The sequence below is a fragment of the Bdellovibrio bacteriovorus genome (assembly GCF_001592735.1).
GTDB classification, from domain to species: domain Bacteria; phylum Bdellovibrionota; class Bdellovibrionia; order Bdellovibrionales; family Bdellovibrionaceae; genus Bdellovibrio; species Bdellovibrio bacteriovorus_D.
Window position 1 is genome coordinate 1 of record NZ_LUKE01000004.1, and the last position, 25,474, is coordinate 25,474.

The 25,474-nt window shown below is 46.6% G+C and carries 19 protein-coding genes; 10 read left to right on the top strand and 9 right to left on the bottom strand.

The genetic code is table 11. From position 1 onward, the window contains the following. Window positions 1–51 precede the first annotated feature (51 nt). The 3 genes from AZI86_RS15120 to AZI86_RS15130 all read right to left on the bottom strand — a co-directional run bounded on the left by AZI86_RS15120 (window position 52) and on the right by AZI86_RS15130 (window position 2,949). Window positions 52–1,560 (bottom strand): MmgE/PrpD family protein, encoded by a 1,509-nt coding sequence (locus AZI86_RS15120; protein ID WP_061836127.1) that lies wholly within the window; start codon window positions 1,558–1,560, stop codon window positions 52–54. 101 nt (window positions 1,561–1,661) lie between these two features. Further along, window positions 1,662–2,183, bottom strand: a complete 522-nt coding sequence (locus AZI86_RS15125) for a DOMON-like domain-containing protein (protein ID WP_061836128.1) — start codon at window positions 2,181–2,183, stop codon at window positions 1,662–1,664. After that, window positions 2,176–2,949, bottom strand: coding sequence for an acyl-[acyl-carrier-protein] thioesterase (locus AZI86_RS15130; RefSeq protein WP_081111963.1), 774 nt, complete (start codon window positions 2,947–2,949; stop codon window positions 2,176–2,178). Before AZI86_RS15130 ends, AZI86_RS15125 begins: the two co-directional genes overlap by 8 nt. A gap of 172 nt (window positions 2,950–3,121) precedes the next feature. Here AZI86_RS15130 and AZI86_RS15135 point away from each other — a divergent pair, with 172 nt between their 5' ends. After that, window positions 3,122–3,400, top strand: a complete 279-nt coding sequence (locus AZI86_RS15135) for a helix-turn-helix domain-containing protein (RefSeq protein ID WP_061836129.1) — start codon at window positions 3,122–3,124, stop codon at window positions 3,398–3,400. 92 nt (window positions 3,401–3,492) lie between these two features. Beyond that, on the top strand, window positions 3,493–4,152 hold the full coding sequence (locus AZI86_RS15140) for a hypothetical protein (RefSeq protein ID WP_061836130.1): 660 nt from the start codon (window positions 3,493–3,495) through the stop codon (window positions 4,150–4,152). On the opposite strand, the gene AZI86_RS15145 is transcribed toward AZI86_RS15140, so the two are convergent. From AZI86_RS15145 to AZI86_RS15165, 5 genes are all read right to left on the bottom strand, one after another. Continuing rightward, on the bottom strand, window positions 4,120–6,927 hold the full coding sequence (locus AZI86_RS15145) for a POTRA domain-containing protein (RefSeq protein WP_061836131.1): 2,808 nt from the start codon (window positions 6,925–6,927) through the stop codon (window positions 4,120–4,122). The two genes, AZI86_RS15140 and AZI86_RS15145, sit on opposite strands and share 33 nt — an antisense overlap. Further along, window positions 6,927–10,904 (bottom strand): translocation/assembly module TamB domain-containing protein, encoded by a 3,978-nt coding sequence (locus AZI86_RS15150; protein ID WP_061836132.1) that lies wholly within the window; start codon window positions 10,902–10,904, stop codon window positions 6,927–6,929. The genes AZI86_RS15145 and AZI86_RS15150 overlap by 1 nt, the downstream gene beginning before the upstream one ends. Beyond that, window positions 10,901–11,965, bottom strand: a complete 1,065-nt coding sequence (locus tag AZI86_RS15155; RefSeq protein ID WP_061836300.1) for a hypothetical protein — start codon at window positions 11,963–11,965, stop codon at window positions 10,901–10,903. The genes AZI86_RS15150 and AZI86_RS15155 overlap by 4 nt, the downstream gene beginning before the upstream one ends. Window positions 11,966–12,061: 96 nt before the next feature. Then, window positions 12,062–12,628, bottom strand: a complete 567-nt coding sequence (gene efp, locus AZI86_RS15160; protein WP_061836133.1) for an elongation factor P — start codon at window positions 12,626–12,628, stop codon at window positions 12,062–12,064. Window positions 12,629–12,737: 109 nt separating this feature from the next. Then, window positions 12,738–13,589: a hypothetical protein gene (locus tag AZI86_RS15165; RefSeq protein WP_061836301.1), complete on the bottom strand. Its 852-nt coding sequence runs from the start codon at window positions 13,587–13,589 to the stop codon at window positions 12,738–12,740. Window positions 13,590–13,730: 141 nt separating this feature from the next. On the opposite strand from AZI86_RS15165, the gene ruvC reads away from it, so the two are divergent. Genes ruvC through lpxC form a run of 5 tightly spaced genes read left to right on the top strand, consistent with a single transcriptional unit; the run spans window position 13,731 to window position 17,747 of the window. Further along, complete coding sequence (gene ruvC / locus AZI86_RS15170) at window positions 13,731–14,237, top strand: crossover junction endodeoxyribonuclease RuvC (protein ID WP_061836134.1); 507 nt, start codon at window positions 13,731–13,733, stop codon at window positions 14,235–14,237. Further along, entirely contained in the window at window positions 14,234–14,821 is a 588-nt protein-coding gene (gene ruvA / locus AZI86_RS15175) for a Holliday junction branch migration protein RuvA (RefSeq protein ID WP_061836135.1), read from the top strand. Before ruvC ends, ruvA begins: the two co-directional genes overlap by 4 nt. After that, window positions 14,818–15,810, top strand: a complete 993-nt coding sequence (gene ruvB / locus AZI86_RS15180; RefSeq protein WP_061836136.1) for a Holliday junction branch migration DNA helicase RuvB — start codon at window positions 14,818–14,820, stop codon at window positions 15,808–15,810. The genes ruvA and ruvB overlap by 4 nt, the downstream gene beginning before the upstream one ends. Window positions 15,811–15,814: 4 nt before the next feature. Then, a complete protein-coding gene (locus AZI86_RS15185; RefSeq protein ID WP_061836137.1) occupies window positions 15,815–16,819 on the top strand; it encodes an asparaginase in 1,005 nt (334 codons plus the stop codon). A gap of 19 nt (window positions 16,820–16,838) precedes the next feature. Next, entirely contained in the window at window positions 16,839–17,747 is a 909-nt protein-coding gene (gene lpxC, locus AZI86_RS15190) for a UDP-3-O-acyl-N-acetylglucosamine deacetylase (RefSeq protein ID WP_061836138.1), read from the top strand. 31 nt (window positions 17,748–17,778) lie between these two features. On the opposite strand, the gene AZI86_RS15195 is transcribed toward lpxC, so the two are convergent. After that, window positions 17,779–19,431 carry a hypothetical protein gene (locus AZI86_RS15195; RefSeq protein WP_061836139.1) on the bottom strand — a complete coding sequence of 551 codons (1,653 nt, stop codon included), beginning with the start codon at window positions 19,429–19,431 and terminating at the stop codon, window positions 17,779–17,781. A gap of 294 nt (window positions 19,432–19,725) precedes the next feature. Between AZI86_RS15195 and AZI86_RS15200 the strand changes: the two genes are divergently transcribed. The 3 genes from AZI86_RS15200 to AZI86_RS15210 are packed head-to-tail and all read left to right on the top strand — an operon-like array spanning window position 19,726 to window position 25,469. Continuing rightward, window positions 19,726–20,439: a hypothetical protein gene (locus tag AZI86_RS15200; protein WP_061836140.1), complete on the top strand. Its 714-nt coding sequence runs from the start codon at window positions 19,726–19,728 to the stop codon at window positions 20,437–20,439. Continuing rightward, window positions 20,436–23,828, top strand: coding sequence for a hypothetical protein (locus AZI86_RS15205; RefSeq protein ID WP_061836141.1), 3,393 nt, complete (start codon window positions 20,436–20,438; stop codon window positions 23,826–23,828). Before AZI86_RS15200 ends, AZI86_RS15205 begins: the two co-directional genes overlap by 4 nt. A 9-nt stretch (window positions 23,829–23,837) precedes the next feature. Next, window positions 23,838–25,469, top strand: coding sequence for a hypothetical protein (locus AZI86_RS15210; protein WP_061836142.1), 1,632 nt, complete (start codon window positions 23,838–23,840; stop codon window positions 25,467–25,469). Window positions 25,470–25,474 lie beyond the last annotated feature (5 nt).

Here is a 25,474-nt window from a genome sequence, read left to right on the forward strand (position 1 = left end):
AAGCTCCCTCTTCCAGCAAGCGTCCGCGCTCGAAGAGGCTACGAAAAAGATCTAGAAGATCCCTTTGTTGTCTCTTTTGTTGTTCACAAGTTTATCGATCGGAATTTGAACGTTCAATTGTTGAACTTCTTCTGCCGTCAAAGATTCTAAACGCTCACAAAGACCGATGAAACGATCACGTTCTTGCTTAGTGATGATTCCTTCAGTCAAAGTGTCAAACTTACGGATGTAGTCCGCACGTTTGAAAGGTCTTGCGCCCGCTGGATGCGCATCTGCGACACCGAGTTCATCCACGATTTTAGTTCCATCTTTCATCGTGATTTCTACACGGCCACCGAAGCGTTTTTTATCTGGATCCGTTTCGTGGTACCAAGCCGTCCATTGTTTATCTTCAACGGTTGAAATTTTATGCCACAAAGCCACCGTGTCTGGACGTTTCGCACGCTCTGGAGCGTATGAGTTAACGTGGTGCCAAGTGCCATCTTGAAGAGCCACCGCGAAGATATACATGATCGAGTGATCCAAAGTTTCGCGAGATGCATTTGGATCCATTTTTTGTGGATCATTGGCCCCGGTACCGATCACATAGTGTGTGTGATGAGACGTGTGGATCACGATGTCTTTGATGTCATCAAAGTTTTTGATCAATGGCTTCATTTTGCGAGCCAAGTCGATCAGTGCTTGAGATTGGTATTCCGCGGAATGTTCTTTGGTATAAGTTTCCAAGATAGCGCGCTTTTCTTCGCCCACTTCTGGAAGCGGAACTTCGTATTTTCCGTCTTTACCGTCCAGCATGTAAGCGATCACTGAATCTTCGCCTTCATAGATGGGTGAGGGAGCACCTTCGCCACGCATAACACGGTCCACCGCCTCAACGGCTAGTTTACCGGCGTGTGCGGGGGCGTAAGCTTTCCAAGAAGAGATTTCACCCTTGCGTGATTGACGAGTCGTGAAAGACACGTGCACCGCTTGTTGCACGGCTTGCAAGATTGTTTCCGTTGGAAGATTCAACAAAGTCCCGATGCCGGCCGCTTGAGCTGGGCACAAGTGAGCAATATGATCTTTTTTGTGTTTATGAAGACAGATGGCTTTTACAAGATCCACGTGAACTTCGTAACCAGTGACAAGACCTTTCAAAAGTTCTTTCCCGTTTTTACCCATTTGTTGGGCCACCGCTAAGATAGGTGGAATATTGTCACCCGGGTGAGAGTAATCCGCAGCTAAGTAAGTATCATGGAAGTCCAATTCACGAACCGCAGTTCCGTTGGCCCATGCCGCCCATTCACAGTCAAATTTTTGATCATTAGGCATACCGAAAACAGTCGCACCACCGTTGCGAGGATGAGCTAAAGCCATGGCACGCGCTGAAGCCACCGGACGACGATTCGCCGCTGCGATCGCGACGGAAGCGTTGTCGATGATACGGTTGATGATCATATCGACAACATCCGCTTTGATCGGAGCATTGTCAGAAGCAATTTCTGCAATTTTCCAAGCCAGTTGATCCTTGCGGTCTAATTTTTCTTTAGATGGATATACACGAACTACGTGCTTCTTCATTTGAAACCCTTTCCTCGGTCATAGATAGCTTTTGCAATGGAAAACAAGCTATCTTGCAGCTCTGAAAGGGTCAAGAATAGGTAGGGAATCAAAGAGTTCGCTCAGTGCGTCGCGGGTAAGGTCCAAGCTTCGGCATTATGAAAATCCGCTTGGGGCGCGGGATGGCGAAGAGCCCAATAGCTTTTTTCATGATTTGTGGACTCAAAAACCATGGTTAAACCTACTTGAGAGAGCGCGAACTCTTTTTCGCTGATCACTTGGACAAAAAATCTCGCCTCTTGATCATCTTTTTCCAGGCGAGTCAGACGCACGGTGATATGCTCTGCGCGTCGCATACCCTTGCGATAAGATTCAAACTCATAGGCGTTCCAATGCCCACTTGGTGAGCAATTGATCTCTAAGTAAGCGCCGCCTTTTTGGCCGAAGAAGGCCTCTAAACAGGTGCTTTTCCACAGTTCGTCTTGGCGCGAGGGTTCTTCCGGGGGCGGGCAGAGCATTTGGCTTATAGGACCTTGAAGCAGAAATTCAAGGTGGATCTCGAAGGGACTTTTTTGCACAAAGCGGGCCTGGATCTGAAACTTATCCGCCGAAGTATTTTTTTGAAAGGGAACTAATTTATTCATGTTGCTTCTCCCAATTCATCTTGGCCGTAAATAGAATTCGTTGATCTTCAACACAAATCCCACGATAGGTGCTTGCACCTTGGTTCGTAGTTTCAGGATCACATGAATTTTCGGCGCGGTCTATTTGAACTTCGTCGCCTAGGTGGGTTTCAGCCAGAAAATTGACGGTATAAGATTTAAGCCTCAATCCTTTATGTAAAGAGTAGGGAATGGAATCTAAGATCCATTGTGCATATTTGGTATTGTTGACATGTTGATTGATGTCTAAATCGGAATTTCGCACTCGGTACTTAGCTAATTTGGTGTATGCGCCTGCCACCGAAATTTTATCTGTCGACAGTCCGGTGTTTTCGGTGGAGGTGATGTCTTCCCAGTTGCGAAGTTTTTGAATAGGCAAGATCTTGCGAGTGTGACGATCTAGGGCAAGCCAGCTGGTGGTTGCCTTGCCAATCTCCTGTTTATTCGAATCAAGAATTGTAAAGTCACGCGTAACAAATGCGCCCTCTGGCGGCCGCAACCAAGTGCGAATGTGAACTTCGTTACCAAATGAGGGCCATTTTGAAATCTCCACGGTCTGACGAGTTAACACCCAAAACAGTCCTTGGCTTTCCATGTCTTTCATTCCGAAGCCAAATTTTTCTGCATGCATCCACGCCGTTTCTTGCAGCAGATTAAGCAATCCAAAAAGGCCCAGTCTTCCCAGGGGATTGACCAGCAGACTTGTGATTTTAAATTGTTCTTCCCAAGAATTTGAAGTTTTACTCATACTTTTGTTGCGCCCTCTTCATGCAATAAAACAAGTTTTTGATTGCCTTAAAAAATATATTTGCAAAAAAACAGGAAGTAATTTAGTTACTTCGTTATATCAATTCATGGCTTGAGATTGCTTGTCATGATGATATTATAATGATTAAGATAGATTAATACTAGGGAGGCGCATGAGACAAAAAAATATGTTAGCTGATTTTTTAAAGCAGAAACGCGTTGCAGCTGGCTTATCTCAAAGAGATGTCGCTGATAAATTAGGATATTCAACTCCACAATTTATTTCTAACTGGGAACGTGGTGTATCTCATCCGCCAATCAATGCTTTGAAAAAATTGGGTGAACTTTACAAAGTGTCTGCCGAAGATCTTTTTGAAGTGACATTGAATGCCACGATTCAAGAAGTGACTCAAGATTTGCGCCGCAAATTTGCTAGCAGCCGCGCTCGTTAATTTTCTTCTAAATTGAGCGACAATTTAAGTTCTTTAGAGCCCCATATTTTGGGGCTCTTTTTGTTCTTGGGGATGGGTTATTGAGCTCTGCGATGTCGACACGGGAAATATTTAAAAAACTCACCGAAGAGCTGGCGTCCTTTTTGGAAAAGGAAGGCGTGGTCGTCCGTCCTTATTCTGACCCTCAGATGTTTTATTTCCGTAAAATGAGTGATGAGCAGCAGCGTGAAACCATCTCCGGACTTAAGCATTTTCTGAGTGCCGTCAAAAGAGTGTTACTGCAGGGAAAGTCTTTAAAAGATGCCGAGTTTTTCGTAAAGACCGCACTCAATTATTTTGGGGTTGAGCCTCACCCGGAGTTTCAATTACGAGCTTATGATATAGATGTCGTGGTTGAATTTTACTCTTTAAAGGGTCTTCAGCTTTTTAGAACCTTTAATTATTTTGAGCTCACAAGTTACACCTTAGAAGATATCTACTGCCGCCCTTGGCATGATCTTTACGAACGTCCCGAAGATTTTTCGGAAAACATGTTCGGGCAAATTGAAAAGATGGTGAGCGAGGGAAACGCCAAAGAGTCTTTGCTTTTTGGTTCGCATACGATCAAAGAACGTCTTTCATTAGAACGCTTAGAAATATTCTGTGATGGAATGCATGTGGCCCCGCTGGTTCGCGGGGGAAAGATCGTGGCGATTTCCAGCTTGGTAGCTTGCCGCCCCTTAGAACGTGCCGACCGACAAGTAGTAATATAACGGAGCCTCACCGGGGCGCATGTCAAGTTTCCAAGCCACGTCAAAACTGACGGGACCTACCGGAGTGTTATAGCGGAAACCAAATCCCACGGAGTCCCGATAGCTATCGGCAAATTCCACACCTTCTATTTGCACCGAACCGCCATCATAAAAAAGTGCTCCGCCTAAGTTTCCGTAAACAGGCAAACGCAATTCCGACTTAATCATATACATGGTGGATTCCGTTTTCAGAGTGTAAGGCGGTTGATTAGGGCCAACGCCTAAGTCGGCATCATTCGGGAAGACGTCTTGCGTGCCGGCCTGAAAGCCGCGCACGGTGGAAAGACCACCCAGCGTAAAACCTTTTTTATCCCAAGGAACGCCTCCGTTGGCGCGAGTGGAAAGACTTTTCAAATATCCGCCACGCAATTGATTTGCCCATACGACGGGCTGGCGTTGCAAACGTCCGACATTCCAATAGTGCGTGAAGTTTAAAGTGGTACGCCAGTATTCAATTTCGTAATCATTTGTACTTGTGCTGCCTAAAGCCGGTGAAGAGTATTCCGCACTCCAACGTGTGAAGGTGCCGCGTGTGGGGTTGAATGGACTGTCACGGAAATCCAAATCCAAAGTCGGTCCGGTCGCCCCAATCACTTGGGTTTGATCGTTGTTATAGATGCCCGAATCCAAGCCATAGTCGCGGATGGTGGCTAAAGACCAAACATCCCAAGTTCCTAAAATATGCGACGTAAAATCCTGTTCAAGTGAAACGGTCGAAGCATTAACTTGGCTGACTTTTTTCTTATCGTAATCGGTGATTGACGCAGATCGGGTCAGATTCAAGCGCCCGCGAATACGGGTGTCAAAGATATAAGGCTCTAAATAACCAAGTACGACACGGCTTTCAGGGTAACGAATGTCGGTGACGTTATAGTTACCTTGTAAACGTAAAGAAACTCCACGACCGGTGCCAAGCAAATTGCGGTAAGAAACCCCGATATACCCACGTAAAGTTAAAGTTCGTTCATTGGTCGCACCACCGCCTAAAGTGAAAACACCCGGATCACGTTCGGTGACTTTAATTAAAACGGTGCGGGCCGCAGTATTTGATTTAGCTTCAACGGTGCGGATATCCACGGACCCAAAAAAGCCGGTTCTTTGTAAGCGGGCGATCGACTCTTCGGTTTTAGAAGGAGTTAAAATATCTCCCGTATCAAACTCAAGCTCTTTACGGATAACGTATTCTTTGGTGAAGGTATTGCCTTCGATAACGATCGAGGCCACGCTGACCTTAGGACCTTCAAAAATTTTGAACTGCATCGAGGCTTTGGTGGTCGTTTCGTCGTAAGTGACAAGATCTTGCTTTTCATTGAGCAAAATCATTTCGATATAACCATTTTCCGCATAAAATTCTTTTAAGCGGGCGATCGCGGTTTCAATTTGATTTAAGCGCAGGGGCCCCGGTCGAATCCGCACGACATTTAGCAGTTCTTCAGTGCTATAAGATTGATTGCCGTTAAAGGTGACAGATTCCACGATGGTCTGAGGACCTTCATCGATATTTACAAACAATGAGACCTTGTCTTTATCTTTGTTGTACTGGGTGCGGGTGGAAAGAATTTTAGCTTGCAGGTAGCCGTTATTCTGCATTTGCAGAACCAGATTTTTAAGACCAACATCGATATCGTCTTTATTATAAAAGCCAGAATTGACAATGTCTGAACTGTGTTCGCGAATTTGACGAACGTAATAGTCCTCTTTGCGGCTAAAGCGACCTTTGATCGAGATTTCTTCAATCTTAATGCGCGGGCCTTCATCAATGGTAAAAGCCACTTTACGCTCAAACGGACGACGACCTTCGGTCTCTTCCGCTTTGACCTCGACTCGGGCATGTCCTTGAGCCAGATAGTAATTGCGGATTTTTTGCGCCAACTCGGTCGCGACAGACGGATTTGCGGTATAGAAGTTATCCAAATCCAAGGCGTCTTTGATGTCGCGGTCTTTAAGAAAGCGGATTCCCAAATAATCAAATACATATTTTTCCGTGCGCTCTAAGCGGAAGTACAAGGTCACTTCGCCCTCATCGCTGCTGTATTGCATTTCTGGACCTATGATATCGGCACGAACATAACGGTTTTTTCTTAAAAACTCGCGGGCGTCTTTTTGGATGGCGCCGACGATGTTATCGGTGTAAGCATCATTCAAGAATGAACTGAGCTCTTTTGCCATGCTGCGATTTAAATCTTCGTTGGCACTTTGCAGGATGATATTGCGAATATGAGTCTGGCGATTTTCAGTCGCTCGCACTAAGACTCCCACCAGGCTTTCGCTTTCTGGAGGCATCTCAATATCGATCGAAGCATTTAAAAATCCGCGGGAACGGTAAATTTGGCGCAGTCTTTCGCCGCCTTCAATCAAGCTCTGTTGATCAAAGACGTCCCCCGCCTTCACTTCAAAGACGCTTTCGACTTCGGAGGCCGACAGACTTGCAAAGTTAAGGAACTGAACCTTAGAAATCTTTTTGGTCGTTAAGAATTCAAGCTTATAAGTGCGATCTTCATCGTAAACGCGCACCATTTCAAATTGCGGGCGCATTTGCAAATAGCGAATGACGTTATCGACTTGATCTAAAGTCATGCGGTCTTTGCCGATGCCCGGGAAGCGTTTTTCAAGATCTTCTTGCACTTCAGGCGGAATATTAGCCATGCTTAAAACTTTTTTAGCAAAAGCAGGGGTGCTTAAGATAAAGCTGCTGGCAAAAATAAGTATAAGCGAACGCAGAGGGATGTTACGCATTATTTAAACTCCCTCTTAAACTCTAAGTCCAAACCGAAAATATTTTCTTGAGCCCCGGTCGTAGTTTCCGTGCTTTGTCCTAATCCGGTGGACGTGTTGTCATTACCGCGACTTTCAAAAGAGCCTACGGCCGTATAGTTGCTGTTAATTTGATATTCCATACGCACGTCGTAAGACTGCGAATCACCCACGGGACGACTGCCAATGATTTTTACCTTGTCAGTGAGGCGTCGACTTAAAGTGATTTTCGGGACGCTGACGCTGCGGTAAGAATCGTATTGCTGAGTGACGGCGACGTTAAAGCCGGTGGCTTCAAGTTGTTTGTTAATCGGTGCTGCCAAAACCGCGCCCCCAATTTCCGCCCCCACTTTTTCGGACTGACCACCTTGCAGGTTTTGATCTTTAGACGACGTGATAACGCCTAAAGCGATCAACGAAATAATATCATTTTCTGGCAATGGCGGAATACTTGAAAAACGGATGGTTAAGTTTTTGGCGGTCCCCTGAGCGACGACCGTGACATCGTATTCATTTACGCGCGTGATCGCGGTGATATAAAGGTTCGGATTGATCTCATCGGGATCATTAAAATCAATCACACCACTTTGAATTTCAAAAACGCGATCTTTAACGATCAGCTTGGTATTTCGGTCGGTGGTGATACGACCTAAAAGCACCGGATTTCCTGGAGGTCCCTTCACTTGAAGATTTCCGGACACCGAACCATCTAAAAGAGAGTTCTTGACCGCGATGTTGTTTTCTAAAATCAGCTGCAAATCTAAGATCACCGGCTCGAACTGACTTTCGCGGATGAACTTAGGTAAATACATGCTTTGACGCACACCCGTGACGCCACCCGAACCCTCGGTGATTTCTTTTTCCATCAAAGCATTTGAAATGTAATAGGTCCCGGAAAGGGTGAATGGGAACCAACGGCCCGCGAAAAGCAGATCCGCATTACCGCTGCTACGAACTTTATCGGGAACATTAAAGGTGACTCCATCCAAGCGCAAACGAATTGAAGTCGGTAAATCGCGAATGCCGTTAATTAAAATTCCACCGTCGCCGGAAAGTGTTCCGCCGGCCATCACCCCGCGGACGGAGCTCACCAAGATTCGGCTTTGGGAAAAGACGACCTCCGTATTTAAGCGCTCAATGGGATGTGGCAAGCCTTTGATTTTTAAAAAAACATTACGGCTGCTGAGGTTCCCCAAAATAGAAGGCTTATTCCACGCGCCGGACATCTTGGTAGAAATATTAATGCCGCCACCTAGGTCTTCTAAGAAAGGAAGAAAGATTTGGAAAAGACGCATGTCTGATTGCAGATTCAAATCCATGTCGAGACGTTCGGCGGTGAAATTAGATCCGCGAATAGAAAAATCAGCATTCGGACCCACCAAGCGGAAGTCTTGAATGCTTGTAAGTCCATCTTTCATATTGATTTTCATCGGGGCAGGGTTGGTCAGGCTTAAGTTGCCGCGCTTTAATTCAAACTTATCGACGTTAATGTGCCCAGTGGATTTTAAAATACTTCCGCTTTCTGAGCGCAAATCAATTTGCGAAGTCAGGGCGGAGTCATACTCACCGACAAGACTTGCGCCGCCGAAAAGTCCCAGCAGGGTCGAATAGTTCCATTCCTTGGTGTTGACCTTGATTGTCAGTGGTCGGCGATTTTGTTCAAACGGAACTTCGATTTCCCCTTGAACTCGATCTCCGAAAAGATGGACCTGGGCGCCCAAAAGGTCTTTGCGCACCTGCAAGATGAAGTTTGAATTAGGAATGTCTTGTTCATTAAACGAAGTGTCGGTGATCGAACCTTTGATCGCGATATGCGGATCTTTGACGGATTCTTTAAGTTCGGCTGAAAAATTCAAATTGCCGATGAGGCTAGAGTTGATTTTGCTGATGATATCGGATTGCTCTAAGCGGAAGTTTTTTCCATCGGCATAAAGATTCATCATTTGATCTGAGCTGATGCCCCCGCGCAACCCTAAGACGGCATCTCCTTTGATCAAGGTTACATTGTCGGTTTTGATGTTTCCATCATCTGCTGAAACATTGAAAGTTAAAGCATCAAAGCTTTCAGGTCCGATAAAAACATTTTTGAAAGCGGACTCAAGTTTGTAATCCATTTTCCAAAAATTAAGGGGACCCGAGATTTTTGCTTTGGCGGCCCCTTGGCCTTGTACGGGGAAGGGCAGGGTGAAGATTTGCGAAAAAACGGTCGAGACATCCGCCAGGTCGACGGAAGGAACACTGAATTCACCGCTAAGGCGGTCGTGATTTAAGTCTAACGAAAGATCACCCACATATTGGGTTTTATTTAAAGCGCCCGCAATTTCCTCAAAATTCAACGTGCCGCCGCGATAGCGGAGGTTGGCAATCAGGTTTCCTAAAGTGAAGTCTTCAAACACGAAGTCCCGGGCGTTGGCGGACATATCAAAGATCGCCGCATCGGTGCCGCCCGAGGTGGAACCTTGAATTTCGGCACTGCCACGCAGTTTCAGATTGGCTAGATTTTTGACGTTCTTAAAGTCTAATTTCTTGGTGGCATAGTTGATCTTAAAACCTTTATCAAAATCAATGATACCATCGCTAGTGCCGGTATTATCGCCTAAACCCACTTCGGCAGAGTAACGAACGGATTTTGTCGAGATCTGTACCAGGCCCGCTGCTTTCATTCCATCAAGTTCTAAGATGGAAGTGGCTTTTTTATCCATACCGGATTTAACCCACAAATTCTTGGCACTGATTTGCACGTCATCGCAGGTCACTTCGATTTCAGGATAAAAATGCCCTTCACAGGGCACGGTGCCTGAAAGGCTCATCCCCACCGGGATATTGTTTAAGTTTAATGAATGAAAAAGTTTTTGGACATCCATCTGAGCCACAGAGGCTTGGGCTTTAAAAGCATATTCATCTTTTAGAGAAATTTGCGATCGGGTGACCGTCGCTTCTCCCGATGGATGTTGTAATTTGATTTCTGAAAGAGAAACAATGCGGTCCTTGTATTCGCCTTGAATGCTGGCATTACCCATTTGCAGCTGACCGACGATCACATCTTGGGTTTTGATTTCTGCTTTGGCTTGGATGTCTTCAAGACTTTTAAAGCGAATGTCTGATTCCATATCCAGTTGTCCCGCAAATGCCGGCGCTTCTAGCTTGGGACGCAAACGTTTCATTTCCTCATAAATATCTTTTAATGAAAGTTTACCAGAAACGTTCAACACCCCTTGGGGTTTGATCGTGACTTGGCTTATCGGATTGATTTCACCACGCGCCAAAAGCTCCGACTGATCAAGGCGCACACCTAATTGCAAAATTCTTAAAGACTGGCGAGTCAGATACAAATGAGTATCCAAAGAACCTTCAAAGCTGCCTATTCTATCGACCTCGACTTGCAGGGACGGAACAGAGGCCTTGAGGGTCAGATTTTTTCCCATATTGGTGACAAGCAGATCACCACTGTGCAGGGCAGATTCCGTTTTATATTTTTTAGAAAGCACTTTGACTTGGATGTTGCGTAAGAAAAGTCTTTGCAACGGAATTTTTTCTGTTTGGGCGAAGATCTCATCTATCGGAAGCTCCGCGGCCGGTTGATCACTTTGTAAAAGGGGATCGATGTCCAATTCAAGTTCCGGAGAGTCCACCACCACCGCCGACAAGTGAACGCGGCCCCCCAGAAGAGTGAAAAAATCTAAAAAAATTCGCACGCTGCCGATGCGAATAGGCTTCAGGGACTGAGCCAGTTCGCCTTTAGGAATGACCTCAACACCTTCAGCACTTAATGAGGGTTTGAATAGATGCAGCTGCAATCTTTCCGCGCGTAAAGTCAGGGGGAGGGATTCCTCGGAGTACGTTTGAACTTTGGTTAAAATCCAGGACTCTAATTTGGGACCTAAAAACTGGCTGCCGATCAACCACAAAACTAATATCCCGGCTAGAGGTGTGATCAGAATCCAAAACACACGTCTCACTGCGCACTCCAGATACTTAGAAGTGCGCTGGCGGCACGATAGTGGGGACGAGAAGCCATCAAGCCCTCAAGAACTTCCACGGCGGCATGTTTTTGCCCTAAGCCCCACAAGGCTTGCGCCCTTAAGTAAGCTGTCGCAAAAAAAGTTTCGGGATCGCTCGCTAAAATCACTTCCACCCTGGCAAGATCGTTTAAAACCTCGACGTAGTGGCGCGCTCGCAATAAAATTTCTAAGCGGAGCCACATGAAGGATTCCGTGTCGTCGGGATAATAAGAAAGGACTTGCAGTGCGCCTTCATAATTTTCTAGCATGAAAAGCGCGATCGCAAAATCAATCGCCATCTCGGGTTGCGCTTCGGCGTGATCTAACAAGCTTTCAGTTAACGCCGCTAACGCCATTTCAACGGCGGGATCTTGAGGCGTAAAAGTCTCAAGCTTTAAAGAGCGATTTTTAGGGGAGCGCTTTTGTAAGATCTCTAACGCATTTCTTTGTTTGTATTCGGAGGCCTCGTCGCGGATGTCGCGATCGCCAGGGTAAAGCTTTTGCAAACGTTGCAATAGATTTTTTTCTTGTTCAAAAAGCTGTTGCGTACGTAACGTCACCAGTTGATCAAGAAGCAAGCGTTTGTTGTTCAGATAATCTTTATGAATTTTATATTTACGATCCGAACGTCGTTGCGACAGCTCCGTAAGCGGCGGAGCATTTTTTGCGCGAGCCGCAAAATCAAGACCGTCCGTTTCGTTGATACCTTCACTGAGCGCATTCAGGGTTTTTTCGTTGAGTTCCGAACCCATCATGGTCAGGGCTTCTAAAAAATACGGCCAAGGAATTTTGAAATCGCTTTTATCTAAATGGCGTAAAACAAAACCAATCAATAAGCTGGGTGATTCGCTCTTCAGCAAAAATCGAGAAAGGGCATTAATATTTTCAGCGGTGAAGTGATTGTCGTCGGAAATTTCTAGGGAGGATTCAAGATGCTGAATCAGGCGTTGACCTACTTCATCGAGATCGGAAGTCTCGTTAAGTAAGTTCTGAATTTCAAGCTCGATATAAGCTGACAAAAAGCCTCCGCAAATCGCTTCCAAATCAATGCCAAAATCACCTTGTTATTTTGGTATATTTTTGAGTGGTTGCGGAGACTTAATATCTTGCGTTAACTACTTTTGCGAAACGCGCTCGACGTAAACACCTTCGCTGGTGTCAATACGAAGAACATCGCCTTCATTGATGTGCAAAGGAACGTTTACGGAAAGACCTGTTTCCATAACGGCTGGTTTTGTCGCACCTGTCACGCGGTCACCTTTGATGCCCGGATCTGTTTGCGCCACTGTCAAATTCACCGCTTTTGGCACGTCGCAAGCAACGGCTTTTTCGTTGTAGAACAAGATAACGACTTTCAAGTTTTCAGTTAAGTAGTACTTAGATTCGCCCAGGTCGTCTTCAGACATTGCGATTTGTTCAAAAGTCTCTTGAGACATGAAATTGTAACCAGAGTCGTCCTTGTAAAGGAAAGACATCTCTTTAGTTTCAACGTTGGGGACTTCAAATTTCTCGCCTGATTTGAAAGTCGACTCAAGATTTTGGCTGGTAAGAAGATTTCTTAGCTTGGTGCGAGTGAACTGGTTGCCTTTACCTGGTTTGACGTGTTGGAAATCCACGATCACATAGGGTTTCCCCTCAACCATGATTTTAAGACCTTTTTTAAAATCCGACGTTTCGTACATTGCATTATCCTTCAAGTGACTGGCTTGCACTCTGGCGAGGCCAGAGCAGTTATTTAACAGAAGGGTCATAATGCTCAAAGGGTCGTATTAGGTCAAGTAGGCGTTTTTGTTAGGCAAGTCCGCGGTAGTCTTCTATTTTGCGAAGCATCATCTGAAGAACTTCAATTTTTCTTTCACGAATGACTTGATCGCGAGGTTGCAGTGGACGCAAGGGCGTGGCGTCATCAGAGTCATTATATCGCACTTGAAGCGTCTTCATGCGTCTTTGGATCTCTGCATTTTCGCCAAATTCTAAACGCGTGTCTTTTAAAAGCGCGTGAGCTTTCTCTAAATCGTTGCGCACAATAAAGGCATCAATCAATGAGAGCATGCGCTCCATGGCTTTTTGACGGTCGTTGGCTAAAGGTTTAACCACCATCTTTTCTTCTGCGGGCGCGACTTCAGGTGTTTCCTCAAGCATTAACGCGTCTAATGAATCCACCGAATCAGTTGATTCTGCATGAAGTTCAGGCAGTTTCGTCATCGAGAAAACATCTTCTTCGTATTCATCGGCCGTCAAAGATTCTAATTTCTGCACGGCTTTTTGCGCGATTTGTGACTGAGGGTTTAAAAATAAAACCATCTTGAAAGCTCTTAAAGCTTCTTTGGGTTTTTTACTGGAAAGATAAATTTCACCCATCAATTGATGAGCTAAAATATTCTCTGAAGCTAAGCTGGTAGCGGTTTTTAAGGCCTCAAGCGCTTTAAGTGGTTGTTTCAAATCACGATACACGCGAGCAAAAGTGACCAATCCTCCCACAAATTGCGGGTGGCGTTGAACGCCGGCAGTCACAACTTTTTGCGCTTCTGGTAGCAGTCCCATTTCTCGATAAGCCTCTGCGAGCGGCGCAAAAACCTGAGAGTTCGGATCTTTCTCCAAAATCTTTTGATATTTTTCGACCGTGCTCGCGTCAATCTTCATCGTGTTCCCAGCAGGTTTTGTTATCTCCAAGCGCATACTTAAAATCCTAAAGCAGATTTATTGACTAAGCAAGACCTTCAGAACCAAAATGATTCCTGTAAGCACTCCGACTTCGTCGGAGTCAGGCAGCACGGAGTTTTAATGTCACTGACAATTCTTGGGGTCGATCCTGGTTCGCGCATCACCGGTTTTGGTATTTTGCGTGTTGATCGCGATCGGATTGAACATATCAGCCACGGAGTCATTCTTTTGGATGCAGAACAGGGTTTTGCAGGTCGCATGAAAGAATTGGGATCGGCATTTCGTGAGGTGATGGCAAAGTACAAACCTCAGCAAGTCGTGATTGAAAAAATCTTCTTAGGTAAGAACGCCGACAGTGCCTTTAAGTTGGGTCACGCTCGCGGCGTCATCATGTACGAAGCGGGCTTGGGGGATTCAGAAGTTTTTGAATATGCCACTCGGGTCGTCAAAAAAGGTGTCACCGGTAACGGGGGCGCTTCCAAAGAAGACGTGCAAGCGGTGCTAAAGGCGATTTTAAAAATCCAAGCGATCAATCGTATTGATGCTTCTGATGCCTTGGCGATGGCGTGCCATCATGCTTTTGAAATGAAGAAACAAAGAGTTATGCAAAGAGCGGTGCAAATATGATTGGTTATTTACGCGGAAAAATTATTGAAGTTGGCGACACCGCTTTGATTGATGTGGCCGGTGTCGGTTATGAAATCAACGCCTCCTCACACACGCTCAGTGATATGGAAGGCCTTTTGGGAAAAGACATCATCGTGTGGGTGCACACCCATGTGCGCGAAGATGCTTTACAGCTTTTTGGTTTTCACGACAAAATTGAAAAAAATCTTTTCTTGTCTTTGTTAAAAGTGAACGGCGTGGGGCCGAAGATGGCTTTAAGCATTCTGTCTGGCGGAAGGCCCGCGCAAATTCAAGAGATGATTGAAAACGGCAATGCCAAAGGCCTTTCAAGCTTACCCAAAGTCGGCAAAAAAACGGCGGAGCAAATCATTCTGACTTTAAAAGGAAAATTGGTTTCTGCCGAGGACGGCACCCCGGCAAAAAAAGCAAAATCAGAATCCCATACGCAAATCACGTCGGCATTGTTAAATCTGGGCTACAAGTCGCAAAACGTCGATCAATTTGTCGCGACCTTGCCCTTAGATATTTCTTTGGAAGAAGGCGTGCGCAAGGGGTTTCAAACTTTATCAGGTAACTTGTCATGAGTCGCATCTTAGAAGGTGACACCTTTGATGGTGGCGAAAAGGCCTGGGAAAATGAATTGCGCCCGCAGAAGTTCGAGGACTTTCCGGGTCAAGACGACGTCAAAGAAAAATTAAAAGTCTTTGTGGCCGCAGCTAAATTTCGCAATGAGCCGCTGGATCATGTTCTTTTAAGTGGACCGCCGGGATTAGGTAAAACAACACTTTCAAAAATTTTGGCCAACGACATGGGGGCAGAGATCCGGGTGACTTCTGCGCCCGCCATTGATAAAAAAGGCGATTTGGCGGCGATCTTAACTTCGCTCAAGCCGAACTCCGTTTTGTTCATCGATGAAATTCATCGCCTCAGCCGCCACGTGGAAGAATATCTTTACACCGCGATGGAAGATTACTACATCGATATCGTGACGGGGGAAGGTTTAGGCGCGCGTTCGATGAAGTTTCAATTAGCTCCGTTTACGTTGGTGGGAGCTACCACGCGAGCGGGGCTTTTAAATGCGCCCTTCCGCGATCGTTTTGGAATCGTCGAGCGTTTGCAATTTTACGACAAAAAATCACTGCAGACTATTTTGATGAGATCTGCGGAAATTTTAAAAGTTGGCATTGATGAACAAGGGGCTGAGGAAGTCGCTCGTCGTTCGCGGGGAACTCCGCGTGTGGCCAACAGACTTTTAAAGCGCGTGCGCGATTATGCCCAAGTGAAGGGCGATGGAAATGTGTCAAAAGAAATCGCCGTGTATGCTTTGAACCAATTAGGTGTAGACCAATTCGGATTAGACCTTATGGACCGTCGTATTTTGAGCCTGATCCAAGAAAAGTATAACGGAGGGCCGGTAGGTATTGATACTATAGCTGCGGCCCTGAGTGAAGAGCGGGACACGCTGGAAGAAGTTTACGAGCCTTTCTTAATTCAAGAAGGATTCATTCAGAAAACACAAAGGGGTCGCGTAGTAACGGAGTATGCGAAGAATTCAGTCTTAGCGGAGAGTTAAGGATATGATCTCAAGGACGCCCCTAGTTGTCGAAGTCACCCGAGGACCTGTTGTCGAAAGCTTGCATCAAGTGATGGCGGTGGTGGTGAATGAAAACGGTTCGGTGGCGCAATACTGGGGAAATCCTAATTTTCTGACACTTCCACGCAGTGCTATTAAAATGTTACAAGTCTTGCCGCTGATCGAATCCGGGGCGGCTGATAAATTTAATCTTGAAGCTAAGCACATTGCTTTGGCTTGTGGTTCTCATCGCGGAGAAAAAGATCATATTTCCGCGCTTTCCCAGTGGATGGAAAAGGCGGGTATTCGTGAATCGCAATTGGTGTGTGGTCCCCATTGGCCTTACGATGAAAAAAGTGCGCATGAGATGATTCGTCGAGGGCAAGCGGCCACACCGTTATGTAATAACTGTGCCGGCAAACATTTAGGTCTTATTTCCACCTGTCTTCACTTCGGTGAAAACCCTGAAGGTTACGACAAGTACGAACATCCCGCGCAAAAACGACTGCGTAAAGCTCTCACGGAAGCGATTAAAGTGGATCACTCGAAAGTGGCCCATGGCGTGGATGGTTGTGGGATTCCGACTTACGGAGTTTCTTTGCAGGCGTTGGCGGTGGGGATGTCGTCTTTGATTTCACCGAAAGAGTCGGCGGCTCGCAAAGCGGCATCGATTCGTATTTTAGATGCGGTAAAAAGCCATCCTTATTACGTCGCGGGAAGTGACAATTTTGTCACAGCTGTGATTGAAAAGTCACAAGGCCGGGCGATTATTAAGTCTGGAGCCGAAGGCGTGATGTGCGGTGTTCTGCCGGAAAAACGTATGGCCTTTGCCATAAAAGCCTCGGACGGTGCGGGGAGGGCGGCCCAAGTGGCGACAGCAACTATTTTATTGCAGCTGGGAGCCTTAACTGAAGCTGAGTTCCGCGCACTTTCCCCTTACACGTTGCCAGAAGTGAAAAACTGGAAGGGCGAAGTCGTCGGGCAGATGCGGATTGCGAAGAACGCCTAATTCGAGTACTCTCTAGGGTATGTTCTTACAAAAAACTATTCGTAAAAGAACCGTGGTTCATGGAATCGGCATTCACTCTGGTGAGCCTTGTTCATTAACTTTTCGTCCCGCACCTCCAGATACAGGTGTTTATTTTATTCGCGCCGATCTTCCGGGAAACCCTTCTTTAAAAGTTTCAGGTCGCAATGTTCAAGCCACCACCAATCAAACCACGATCGGCGGCGAGGTGTTTTCTGTGGCCACGATTGAACACTGTGTATCCGCTTTGTCAGCTTTGCGTATTGATAATATCTTTATCGAACTTGATGGGCCGGAAATACCGATCTGTGATGGCAGTGCTAAAATGTTTTTAAATGCGTTACTAGATGTAGGCTTGGTTGAACAAGATCAACCGCGCAAGTATTGTTATATCACCGAGCCGATTTATTTTAGCGAAGGTGAAAAACACGCTTACGTGGTTCCATATCATGGGTTGCGTTTAACAGTGACAATTGATTTTCCGAATCCGACGATCGGAAAACAAACCATTGATTTAGATATCAACGAACATTCTTTTGGTCGCGATATCGCGAATGCCCGCACTTTTGGATTTTTAAAAGATGTTGAAATGTTGCAATCCCGGGGGCTTGCTAAGGGCGGCAGTCTTGATAACTGTGTCGTGCTCGATAACGAAAAAGTCGTCAATCCTGAAGGCTTGCGATGGGCGGATGAATTTGTGCGCCATAAGGCCCTTGATGCCTTGGGTGATTTGGTGACATTAGAAATGCCATTGATGGGGCACGTGGTTTTATACAAGGCCGGTCATGACATTATGAACAAGCTTGTGCGTAAGATCTGGGATTCCCCGCAAAGCTATCGCCATGTCGAGCTGGGCGCCGATATCTCAGACGAAGTTCAAAGATTCTCTGGCTGGACTCTGCCGGGATAAAAAAGGCTCCTTCGAGGAGCCTTTTTTATTTTTACCGCATCGACTTCAAGTAGCCGACAATATCAATATCTTCCGGCGAAGCCACGCCCGCGCTTGGCAAGGGGCCTTTGAGTTCACTCAAAGAATAATCCATGCGCGCGTCGTATTTGCGCTCTGATTGGTAGCGAAGCCATTTTTCTGCTGCATACCAGGCACGCTTGTTGGCGTCGTCTTGGCAAGAAGCCAGTTCGCCTTCAACGCGAGCCCCCCAACGAAGTTCGATGCAATGATAAGGGTCAAAACTCATATCCCACAAACGTTGGCGACCCGCCTCTAAGTTCATCATCACGGTTCGGCCGGCGCTTGTTGTGTAAGAGAACGTACAAGCCTTCGCGCGTTCAGCGTAAACCACTAATAAATCATTAGCTAAGTTGCCGCCGTTGTACTTGATCGCAGGATCGCGTTGGTTATAGCGTTCAATATTTGATTTCGTGGTGGACAATAAATCTTGGAAGGCGACTTTCAAACGCGCATCACGCGACGGGGAGGAATAGTCTTCCCACTCTCCCGAAGTGCCATAAATATTTTCTGGCAAGCGAGCTGGGTGAGGTTTTTTATCAATCCCATTGCGTCGTGCAGCTTCCACGGCGTCCACACGGTCTTTTAAGCTGACGCAGATGTCGTCCGTCAATTGCGCCATATCGCTGAGTGGGTCGATGTGAACTTCGCCCTTCATCAATTTCATTCGAACATAGTCATAGAAGTTAACGTTTTGGCCACTGATAACAAACTTTCCTTTGCTCCAAGAACCGTTGGGATCGGGTTGAGATCCATAAAATTGCGTTGTTCCGTACAAGGGAATTTCAGAGTTTGAACTCGCAATCAATTGGCCGCCATAATAATTGCCGGCGGCGTCCTTTTTCGCATTCACCATTTTTAAGGGTCGGAAGTTTTTAAATCCCGCACCTTGGCCGGGTTTGCTGCGCACGAATTTAGGAGTGAACATTCCGCGAGTTAAAGAATTATCGGGATGCGCATCTATATAAAAGATGCGTCCGTCATCCGCCACGCGATAAACAATCGCCACGTGTCCGTTGGGATCATAGATCACGGTGCCGGGGCGAATGGCTTCTCGAGAAATTGCGGCCGGGTAAAAATCAGAGCTGAGAGATTCGTCATTTGTGCCCGGCATTCGATAAGAAGCAGAGAAGGTGTAATCTGGAATGGTGTTATTCAAGATATTCAAGGCATTTTGAAAAACAACTTTGCCGTTGGTAACACGTGGAAGCACATCATAGCGTTTGGTGACGTAATTGCCTGCACTGGAATACCGAACATCATTGGTGGGATTTGTGTCAGCGCTAGGAGCTGGCTTTGCTTTGACTTCGCTGATGACCGACATGGGGAGGCCGTTTTTCCAAGCGAAATAGCTGCGCAAGTAATAGGGCAAATCTGCACAATCGGCGAAGTATTTAAGCCCGGCTGGGTCTGATTTGTAATAGGGATTTGCGCTGCTGCGAAGGCAGTCGTCGACTTTGCCGCAGTTGCGTTTTTCTACGGCCATGCCAATGCTTGCGACGAACTCGCCGAATTGACGTTCATGACTTTCGGTCCAGGTGGGTTGCGTGATTTTCCAACTGGTGCTTTGGGCGTGAACACTGAGTGAAGCCAGTACGACAAGCGAAAACGCACTGATAAATTTCATGGCTAAGACTCCTTACAAAGATCTGACGAAGATAGGTTTTTTTGTGAGTCTCTGCGAGTTTTTCATAGGGGCCGTGAAAGGTTTTCCCGAACGTCTAAAGTGAAGACAGGCTAGCGTGTTGTTAACATTCGAACAATTTTAATCGTCTCATCACGATTCATAAATCCTCGATTTTGGTACGAATATGAGAGCTTTCGTTTGTCTTACTACAAAACTTCGTGGCCTAGGGGTATCATTTAAACACTGAATAAACGGGAATGTCGTTCGGATCGGTGGGGATGCCCCGGACGCTATATGGGACGTATGATGAGTGAAACCTATGTGAATCGTACAAACAGCGATACATTTACTTCAGCGAAAATCCTTCGTGTTGCTTCTCCGTTTTCATCTCAATTCGGATTTACTATTTTAACTTTAATTGCTTATTTCGCGGTCTGGCGTTTTGCATCTGCGGATTCTTGGATTTCGCAAGCCTTCTTTGCTGAAGACCACTTGGGTGAGTGGTTGCAATTTGCTTTTTGCTTAGCGACGGGTGTCGTGGCCCTTAAAACTTTCCGGAGGGCTTCGCCGAAGTGGTTGTCGGCAGCGATTCTTTTGGGTGGCGTCGGTATGATCTTTATCGGTGGTGAAGAAATAAGTTGGGGACAGCGTCTATTTAACTTTCCGTCGTCTGAATTTTTCTTTTTAAGAAATTATCAAAACGAAACCAACTTGCACAATCTCTTGCCTTTAGAAAGCAATCTGATTCCGTATTATATTGCCGCCTTTGTGTTGGGTGTGGTTTTAAACGCCATTGGTTTTAAGTTAACTCCCTCGGGTCAAAAATGGCCGGTGGCAGATATGTTTATAAGCTCTTTAATTATGGCGGCATTTTATTTCTTCTTGCCGATGTCTCAGCATATCTATTTCTACGAATACACCGAGCTTTGGATTTACGCTTCGATTTTCATTTATACAGTAAGAATTCGTAAAAATTTATTAGTGGAAAACAATAGGGGGGTCCTATGAAACCATCTTTTATCGCCTTTGGTACGTTGATCACAGTATTAGTGACCTCCTTGACGGTCCAGGCTCAATGGGGACCTCCGCCGGATCCAAGTCCGTCGCCCAGTGCTTCGCCGTCGCCATCGGCGCCACCACCACCTCCGGAGTGTAATGCACGCTCATTTTGGGTGAATCCGGATGGCGCAAAGAGGGGCCAGAATTTTAATGTGCCTAAGACGGTGGCTGACTCCGGCCCCCTCAGTATGGACTGTTCAAGTTTTGAAGCAGAGGAGGGGAAGCGTTTAAGAGGAAGCGTCAGTGTGCGTTGTGAACGCGCTGGTAATAACGCTTATTGGAGCTCAGTTCAAAACAACTGTTCAACAGAAGAAGCGGTTCTGCAATGTCGGCCTGCGGTTTCTGTGGGTGTTTCAAAAAATGAATTGTTAAAAGCCTTCAATGAAGGTGGAACTTCAACGTCCGCTATTCGTGGAGAGTTGGTGGCGATTCCAAATGGGGATGCTGCTCAAAGTAATATCGCCAAAATTACGATGACCTGTAGAGCCGTGTATCCCTCTGACGATTCGCCAGCGAATTTAACAGCACAAGGGGTTTTCACTTCAAATTTGAGTGATTGTCGTGGCACGGAAGGAAGGGCTTGTTACTTAGATCCTTATAATGGTGTCAAAAGCAGAACCTATAGCGGGAACGAGTATGAGTTCAATGCGGATGGCAGCTATAAGCCATTAACCCGATATGGAAACTCTATTAAGCAGACCATTCTTTACGTTTGGAATAAAGGAAACTCAACTCGTCAGTTGAATAATAATGACGTTCAATTCTTAACGCGCGCTAAGGTGGGAGGTTCCTATCCCGGCACCTATGTTGCCCGTGATGTTCATGGACTTGGTTCTTTCGAGCTTCAGGGCGTCGCGACGGAGGCGACAGCCTGTGACTTGCGTGTCTCAGGTGTTATTGGTGGTTATCAGGCCACTGTTCCGCCCTCCGCGCTTGTAGAAAATGACATGTTAGTTTTCACGGTCAATATGAAAGGCGGAACGGGTGTCGGTCTTGTTCCTCCGAAAATCACTTACAGTGGGGGACCGAATCCGTTAACAGGGGTTTGGGAAAATCCGCCAGCTAACAGCACGGCCGTCATCACTGCGAATGTCGAAACAGGAGTCAGTAAAAATAAATTCAGCTGTCAATTAAAGGTCGATACTCGGGGTTCGACATCCACGGTGCGTCTGCGTCGCTTTGGGGATTGCGGATATTTTGATGCCCTTCGTTCGCATTTCTTCATGAATGCGGCCGGAACATCTTTTCAAAATCAGGGATTTTCTCCAGGCCTGACAATGCCGGGGATCAATGCTCAATACGGAACGACCACTCCGGAAGTACCTTATGGCGGGGTGATGAATGCGGCAGCGTCCAGTGCCGGTGAAATCATCGTGGGTTCAGGAGGCAGTATCTTGTTGCCGCCATTAAATAAACGTCTTTACTCAAAAGCTGTTATCGTTGCAAAACGTTTCCGCTCTGGCGGACAGGTTGAAGATCCGTTGTTTTGGGGTGTCATGGATTTAAATGACTATTCGATCACTCGGATGAGTCAGGTTGATTCGTCGTTAAAACTGAATGATGACGACACCGTGGTATTTCAAGCTTTCTTGGCGGCGGTGCAGCCGAATTCCAATTTCTCTCGGGACCTTCGCGGCACCGGAGAGGGGTTTGCGCTGTATTCATTTGCGCCCTCAACACGAGAAGGAAAACCTTTTGATAAGGTGATTCCGTTTACCAATGAATCTTGTATTCCGCTATTCCAGGCAAAACCGCCGTTACGCCCGGACGTGAAAAATCCTAACCCGGCTTTAACCGGGGTGACCCAGTGTTTGTATTCTCGTCCATATACGGTCGGCGACATCAAAAACGGTCGTGTGGATTTGACGTTGATGCACTTAGTGCCCATGCATGCGCATCATCAATTCCCGACCGAACTTTTAAAAGCAAGCAGCCAGCCGGCCTGCGTGGCTAAAAATCCCACAGTGCAATCAGATTGTTGGGACGTTAAAGCAGCCAGCATGGGGGCCGCCGCAACCACGGATCCATTTGCGAGCCATGACCAGTGCCGTACGGTCACGACGACGTGGGTGACCCAAACTGCGACCTCAACGGACAGGGTCTGTCATCAGACGGGCGGGGGAAATAACTCTCGCACAGTATGTAACAATGTCACAAAGACTTCTTCGGCGAAAATTCCGGTGACCACCGTGACTTACAAACCAAGTTGCGCGGTTTTAGAAAGCAAAAGCGAATGTTCTGCGAACTTAGCGATTCGTTTTAGTGGTTACAATCAAATGATGATCGCAGGTTTGATGTGTGCGGCGAAATATAATAAGCCGGGCGATCAAGTGACCGCAACCCTCCAAGGCCGAGGAATTATTCCTTATACTCCGGCGGCAAATATGGGGGGATCTAATCCATTGCCGTACACTTCTTATCCTCCGGCCTATGGCAGTGCCAAGGGCCTGGGTTGTATTCCATGCCGTTTCGGTACGGATGCGTTGGCCGCTGGCAGAAACCTAACAGATAATGGAGAGACGATTCCACTTCCGGTGGACCAAGATTCAACATCGGCTCGTAAACCGATTTTCAGCTTCCGCAAAATGAAAGCACCGACAGAGTGCGTTCGTAATGTGAATTTCGAAGTTCGTTACTTCGGTTCGCAAGAGTGTAATGGCGTTAGCAATCCGGCCGGTCACTTCTGTTCGTCCTCGAACTTAGGTGGGCAGAGCTGCGGCGCGAACGATGGCCATGGGGGTGGTAACGTCGCCGCCCGCCTTTCAATCCCGGTATGCCCGAACTCAGGGTTTGAATTTGATAACGTATCGGTGTCGTGGTCTCCGCTTCTTTTAGATATCGGTGGTACGGGCATCCAAATCAGTCGTGATGCGTCCTATGCCTTGAAATTTGATATTCGCGGTGACGGCCGAAAACGTTTGGTCGACTGGCCGATCAATACCAACGAAGTGGCGTTCTTAGTGATGCCAAACAAAGATGGTAAAGTTGTATCCGGCAAAGAACTTTTTGGTGAATACCGTGCAAAAAATGGCTTTGATGCCTTATCTAAATTTGACAGCAACAAAGACCAGAAGATCGATAAACAGGATAAGGACTTTGATAAGTTAAGACTGTGGTTTGATCGCAATCGTGACGGTGTTTACGATGAAGGTGAAGGCGAACTTTTAGCAGATCACGGAGTTGAAACTATTTACTTGCAACATCGTAAAATCACGGATCGTGGAACAGACGGAAGAACTCTTTATTCTGTTTATTTCAACAATAAATTCCGTGAGTTTATGAACATCGCCGATTACTACTTCAACGAATACGGCGTTGAAAAGAAAAGTAAAAAGTAGGAACTGTCCATGGCACGTATAAGAACCAGCTCTGGCTTTACGATCACCGAGTTGCTCGTTGCGACGGGGCTGGCCTCTGCCTTTTTCTTGATAGGAGCTTCGGTGATCCAGCAGCTCTTTCAATTTCAAAAAGACGTGAATACACGTTTGATGGATAGTTTTTCTATCACTAATTTTCATCGCAGTTTGAATCAAGATCTCGAGGGCAGTTATTGGCATCGTTTCGGTGCTTTTTCCTGCGCTTCTTCGAATCGCTTGATGGAAACGATGGGGACTTCCGAGGTAAATCTTAATAGTAGCGGTGGTTTTCTTGAATTTGTGACCGCGGACTATTCAAGCACGATTGGTAACGTCCCCAATACCACGGAATTGACTGTAGCCAGTATGCGCAATTTGGATGTGGGCAATTACGTTTTATTAAGTCTGGCGGCGGATCCTTCCGTGGTGTCTTTATTCCGGGTTCGAAGTGTCGCGCGTGACACCGGTCGTATTAATTTAGATACGACATCATTGTCGGTCGCGGGTTCAAATTGCAACTTTGCTTTGCCTTCGCGACCGTTAACAGATTTTTTCGGTGCTTCGGCAAGTTCTAACGCTCTTTTAACCCGAATTAAAATTGTTCAGTATCGAATTACTGGCGGTTCCTTGACCCGAACAGCGCTGCCGGGCGGGTCGGCCGAAGAACTTATGGATAAAATGAACTCCATGAATGTCCGATCGACTTGGGCGGCCAGTGCGGATGGCACGGCGGCCAAAATATTTGGTCAGATGAAGTTTCAAGTGGTCTTAGACCACAATCAATCCACGTTGATGGGCTCTAAGCAAACGTCGCGCAAGCAAGAAAACGTGACGGCCCAATACGCTCTTAATTCATTTCAATATTTGAATCGAAATTTCACGTCGGGTTCAGCGCCGATCACGGCGACCTTCCCCAGTTGCTCGGTGGGCGTCAATTTTCGACCAGGGTCTTTGAAGGTCAGCTCGGCCCATTACAGTGACACCGTTCCAGTCAGTCTTGCCGGCTATGTTTCTACGGACAAGGTGAAGGGGGCCACCATTGACGTCAATTTCTCGCCGCGGACCGGAGCCCAAATAGATTGTTTTAAGTATGATCCCGATTCTTCGGATTTACCTTACCAAGTCACGGGAATAGGGATGAGTCAGACTATCAGCCTTGCGCAGACGGCGACGGGCTTTGATATTTATACTTGTGCGGTGAAGGGGATTGTCGACGTCGTGGCCGCCATGACCTACTTTGCCACGGATATAAATCAGACCAAAACGATTCCTTGCTCGGTAGAGTCGATTGAAGCTCCGACGCGATATATATTTATCGGCGCCGCCCCTAAATGTGATCGGGAACTGGCTTCCTATGATATGGGGAGCGAGATGTACAATACGATTTCAACGGGCAGCACCGTTTCTATCGGTAAATTCGGGGTGGATATGGACTCTAGCTGCCAGTGGCAAGGGCAGGCGGATGCCTCGGCCACGGGGCTCGCAGATAACTGCGATTGGGGAAGTCATGCCGGGTTGGAGTTGCGTCGCATCTACTTACGACCTTACAAACAACAGGTTTATGCTGCGGATAAAGTAACACCGCTGTTTAGTTCTCAAGGTGCTTATATTAACTGCGATTAGAAAAG

Coding starts and splice junctions, on each gene's coding strand:
- AZI86_RS15120 (WP_061836127.1), bottom strand. CDS start 1,560: ATGAAGAAGCACGTAGTTCGTGTATATCCATCTAAAGAAAAATTAGAC.
- AZI86_RS15125 (WP_061836128.1), bottom strand. CDS start 2,183: ATGAATAAATTAGTTCCCTTTCAAAAAAATACTTCGGCGGATAAGTTT.
- AZI86_RS15130 (WP_081111963.1), bottom strand. CDS start 2,949: ATGAGTAAAACTTCAAATTCTTGGGAAGAACAATTTAAAATCACAAGT.
- AZI86_RS15135 (WP_061836129.1), top strand. CDS start 3,122: ATGAGACAAAAAAATATGTTAGCTGATTTTTTAAAGCAGAAACGCGTT.
- AZI86_RS15140 (WP_061836130.1), top strand. CDS start 3,493: ATGTCGACACGGGAAATATTTAAAAAACTCACCGAAGAGCTGGCGTCC.
- AZI86_RS15145 (WP_061836131.1), bottom strand. CDS start 6,927: ATGCGTAACATCCCTCTGCGTTCGCTTATACTTATTTTTGCCAGCAGC.
- efp (WP_061836133.1), bottom strand. CDS start 12,628: ATGTACGAAACGTCGGATTTTAAAAAAGGTCTTAAAATCATGGTTGAG.
- AZI86_RS15165 (WP_061836301.1), bottom strand. CDS start 13,589: ATGAAGATTGACGCGAGCACGGTCGAAAAATATCAAAAGATTTTGGAG.
- ruvC (WP_061836134.1), top strand. CDS start 13,731: ATGTCACTGACAATTCTTGGGGTCGATCCTGGTTCGCGCATCACCGGT.
- ruvA (WP_061836135.1), top strand. CDS start 14,234: ATGATTGGTTATTTACGCGGAAAAATTATTGAAGTTGGCGACACCGCT.
- ruvB (WP_061836136.1), top strand. CDS start 14,818: ATGAGTCGCATCTTAGAAGGTGACACCTTTGATGGTGGCGAAAAGGCC.
- AZI86_RS15185 (WP_061836137.1), top strand. CDS start 15,815: ATGATCTCAAGGACGCCCCTAGTTGTCGAAGTCACCCGAGGACCTGTT.
- lpxC (WP_061836138.1), top strand. CDS start 16,839: ATGTTCTTACAAAAAACTATTCGTAAAAGAACCGTGGTTCATGGAATC.
- AZI86_RS15195 (WP_061836139.1), bottom strand. CDS start 19,431: ATGAAATTTATCAGTGCGTTTTCGCTTGTCGTACTGGCTTCACTCAGT.
- AZI86_RS15200 (WP_061836140.1), top strand. CDS start 19,726: ATGGGACGTATGATGAGTGAAACCTATGTGAATCGTACAAACAGCGAT.
- AZI86_RS15205 (WP_061836141.1), top strand. CDS start 20,436: ATGAAACCATCTTTTATCGCCTTTGGTACGTTGATCACAGTATTAGTG.
- AZI86_RS15210 (WP_061836142.1), top strand. CDS start 23,838: ATGGCACGTATAAGAACCAGCTCTGGCTTTACGATCACCGAGTTGCTC.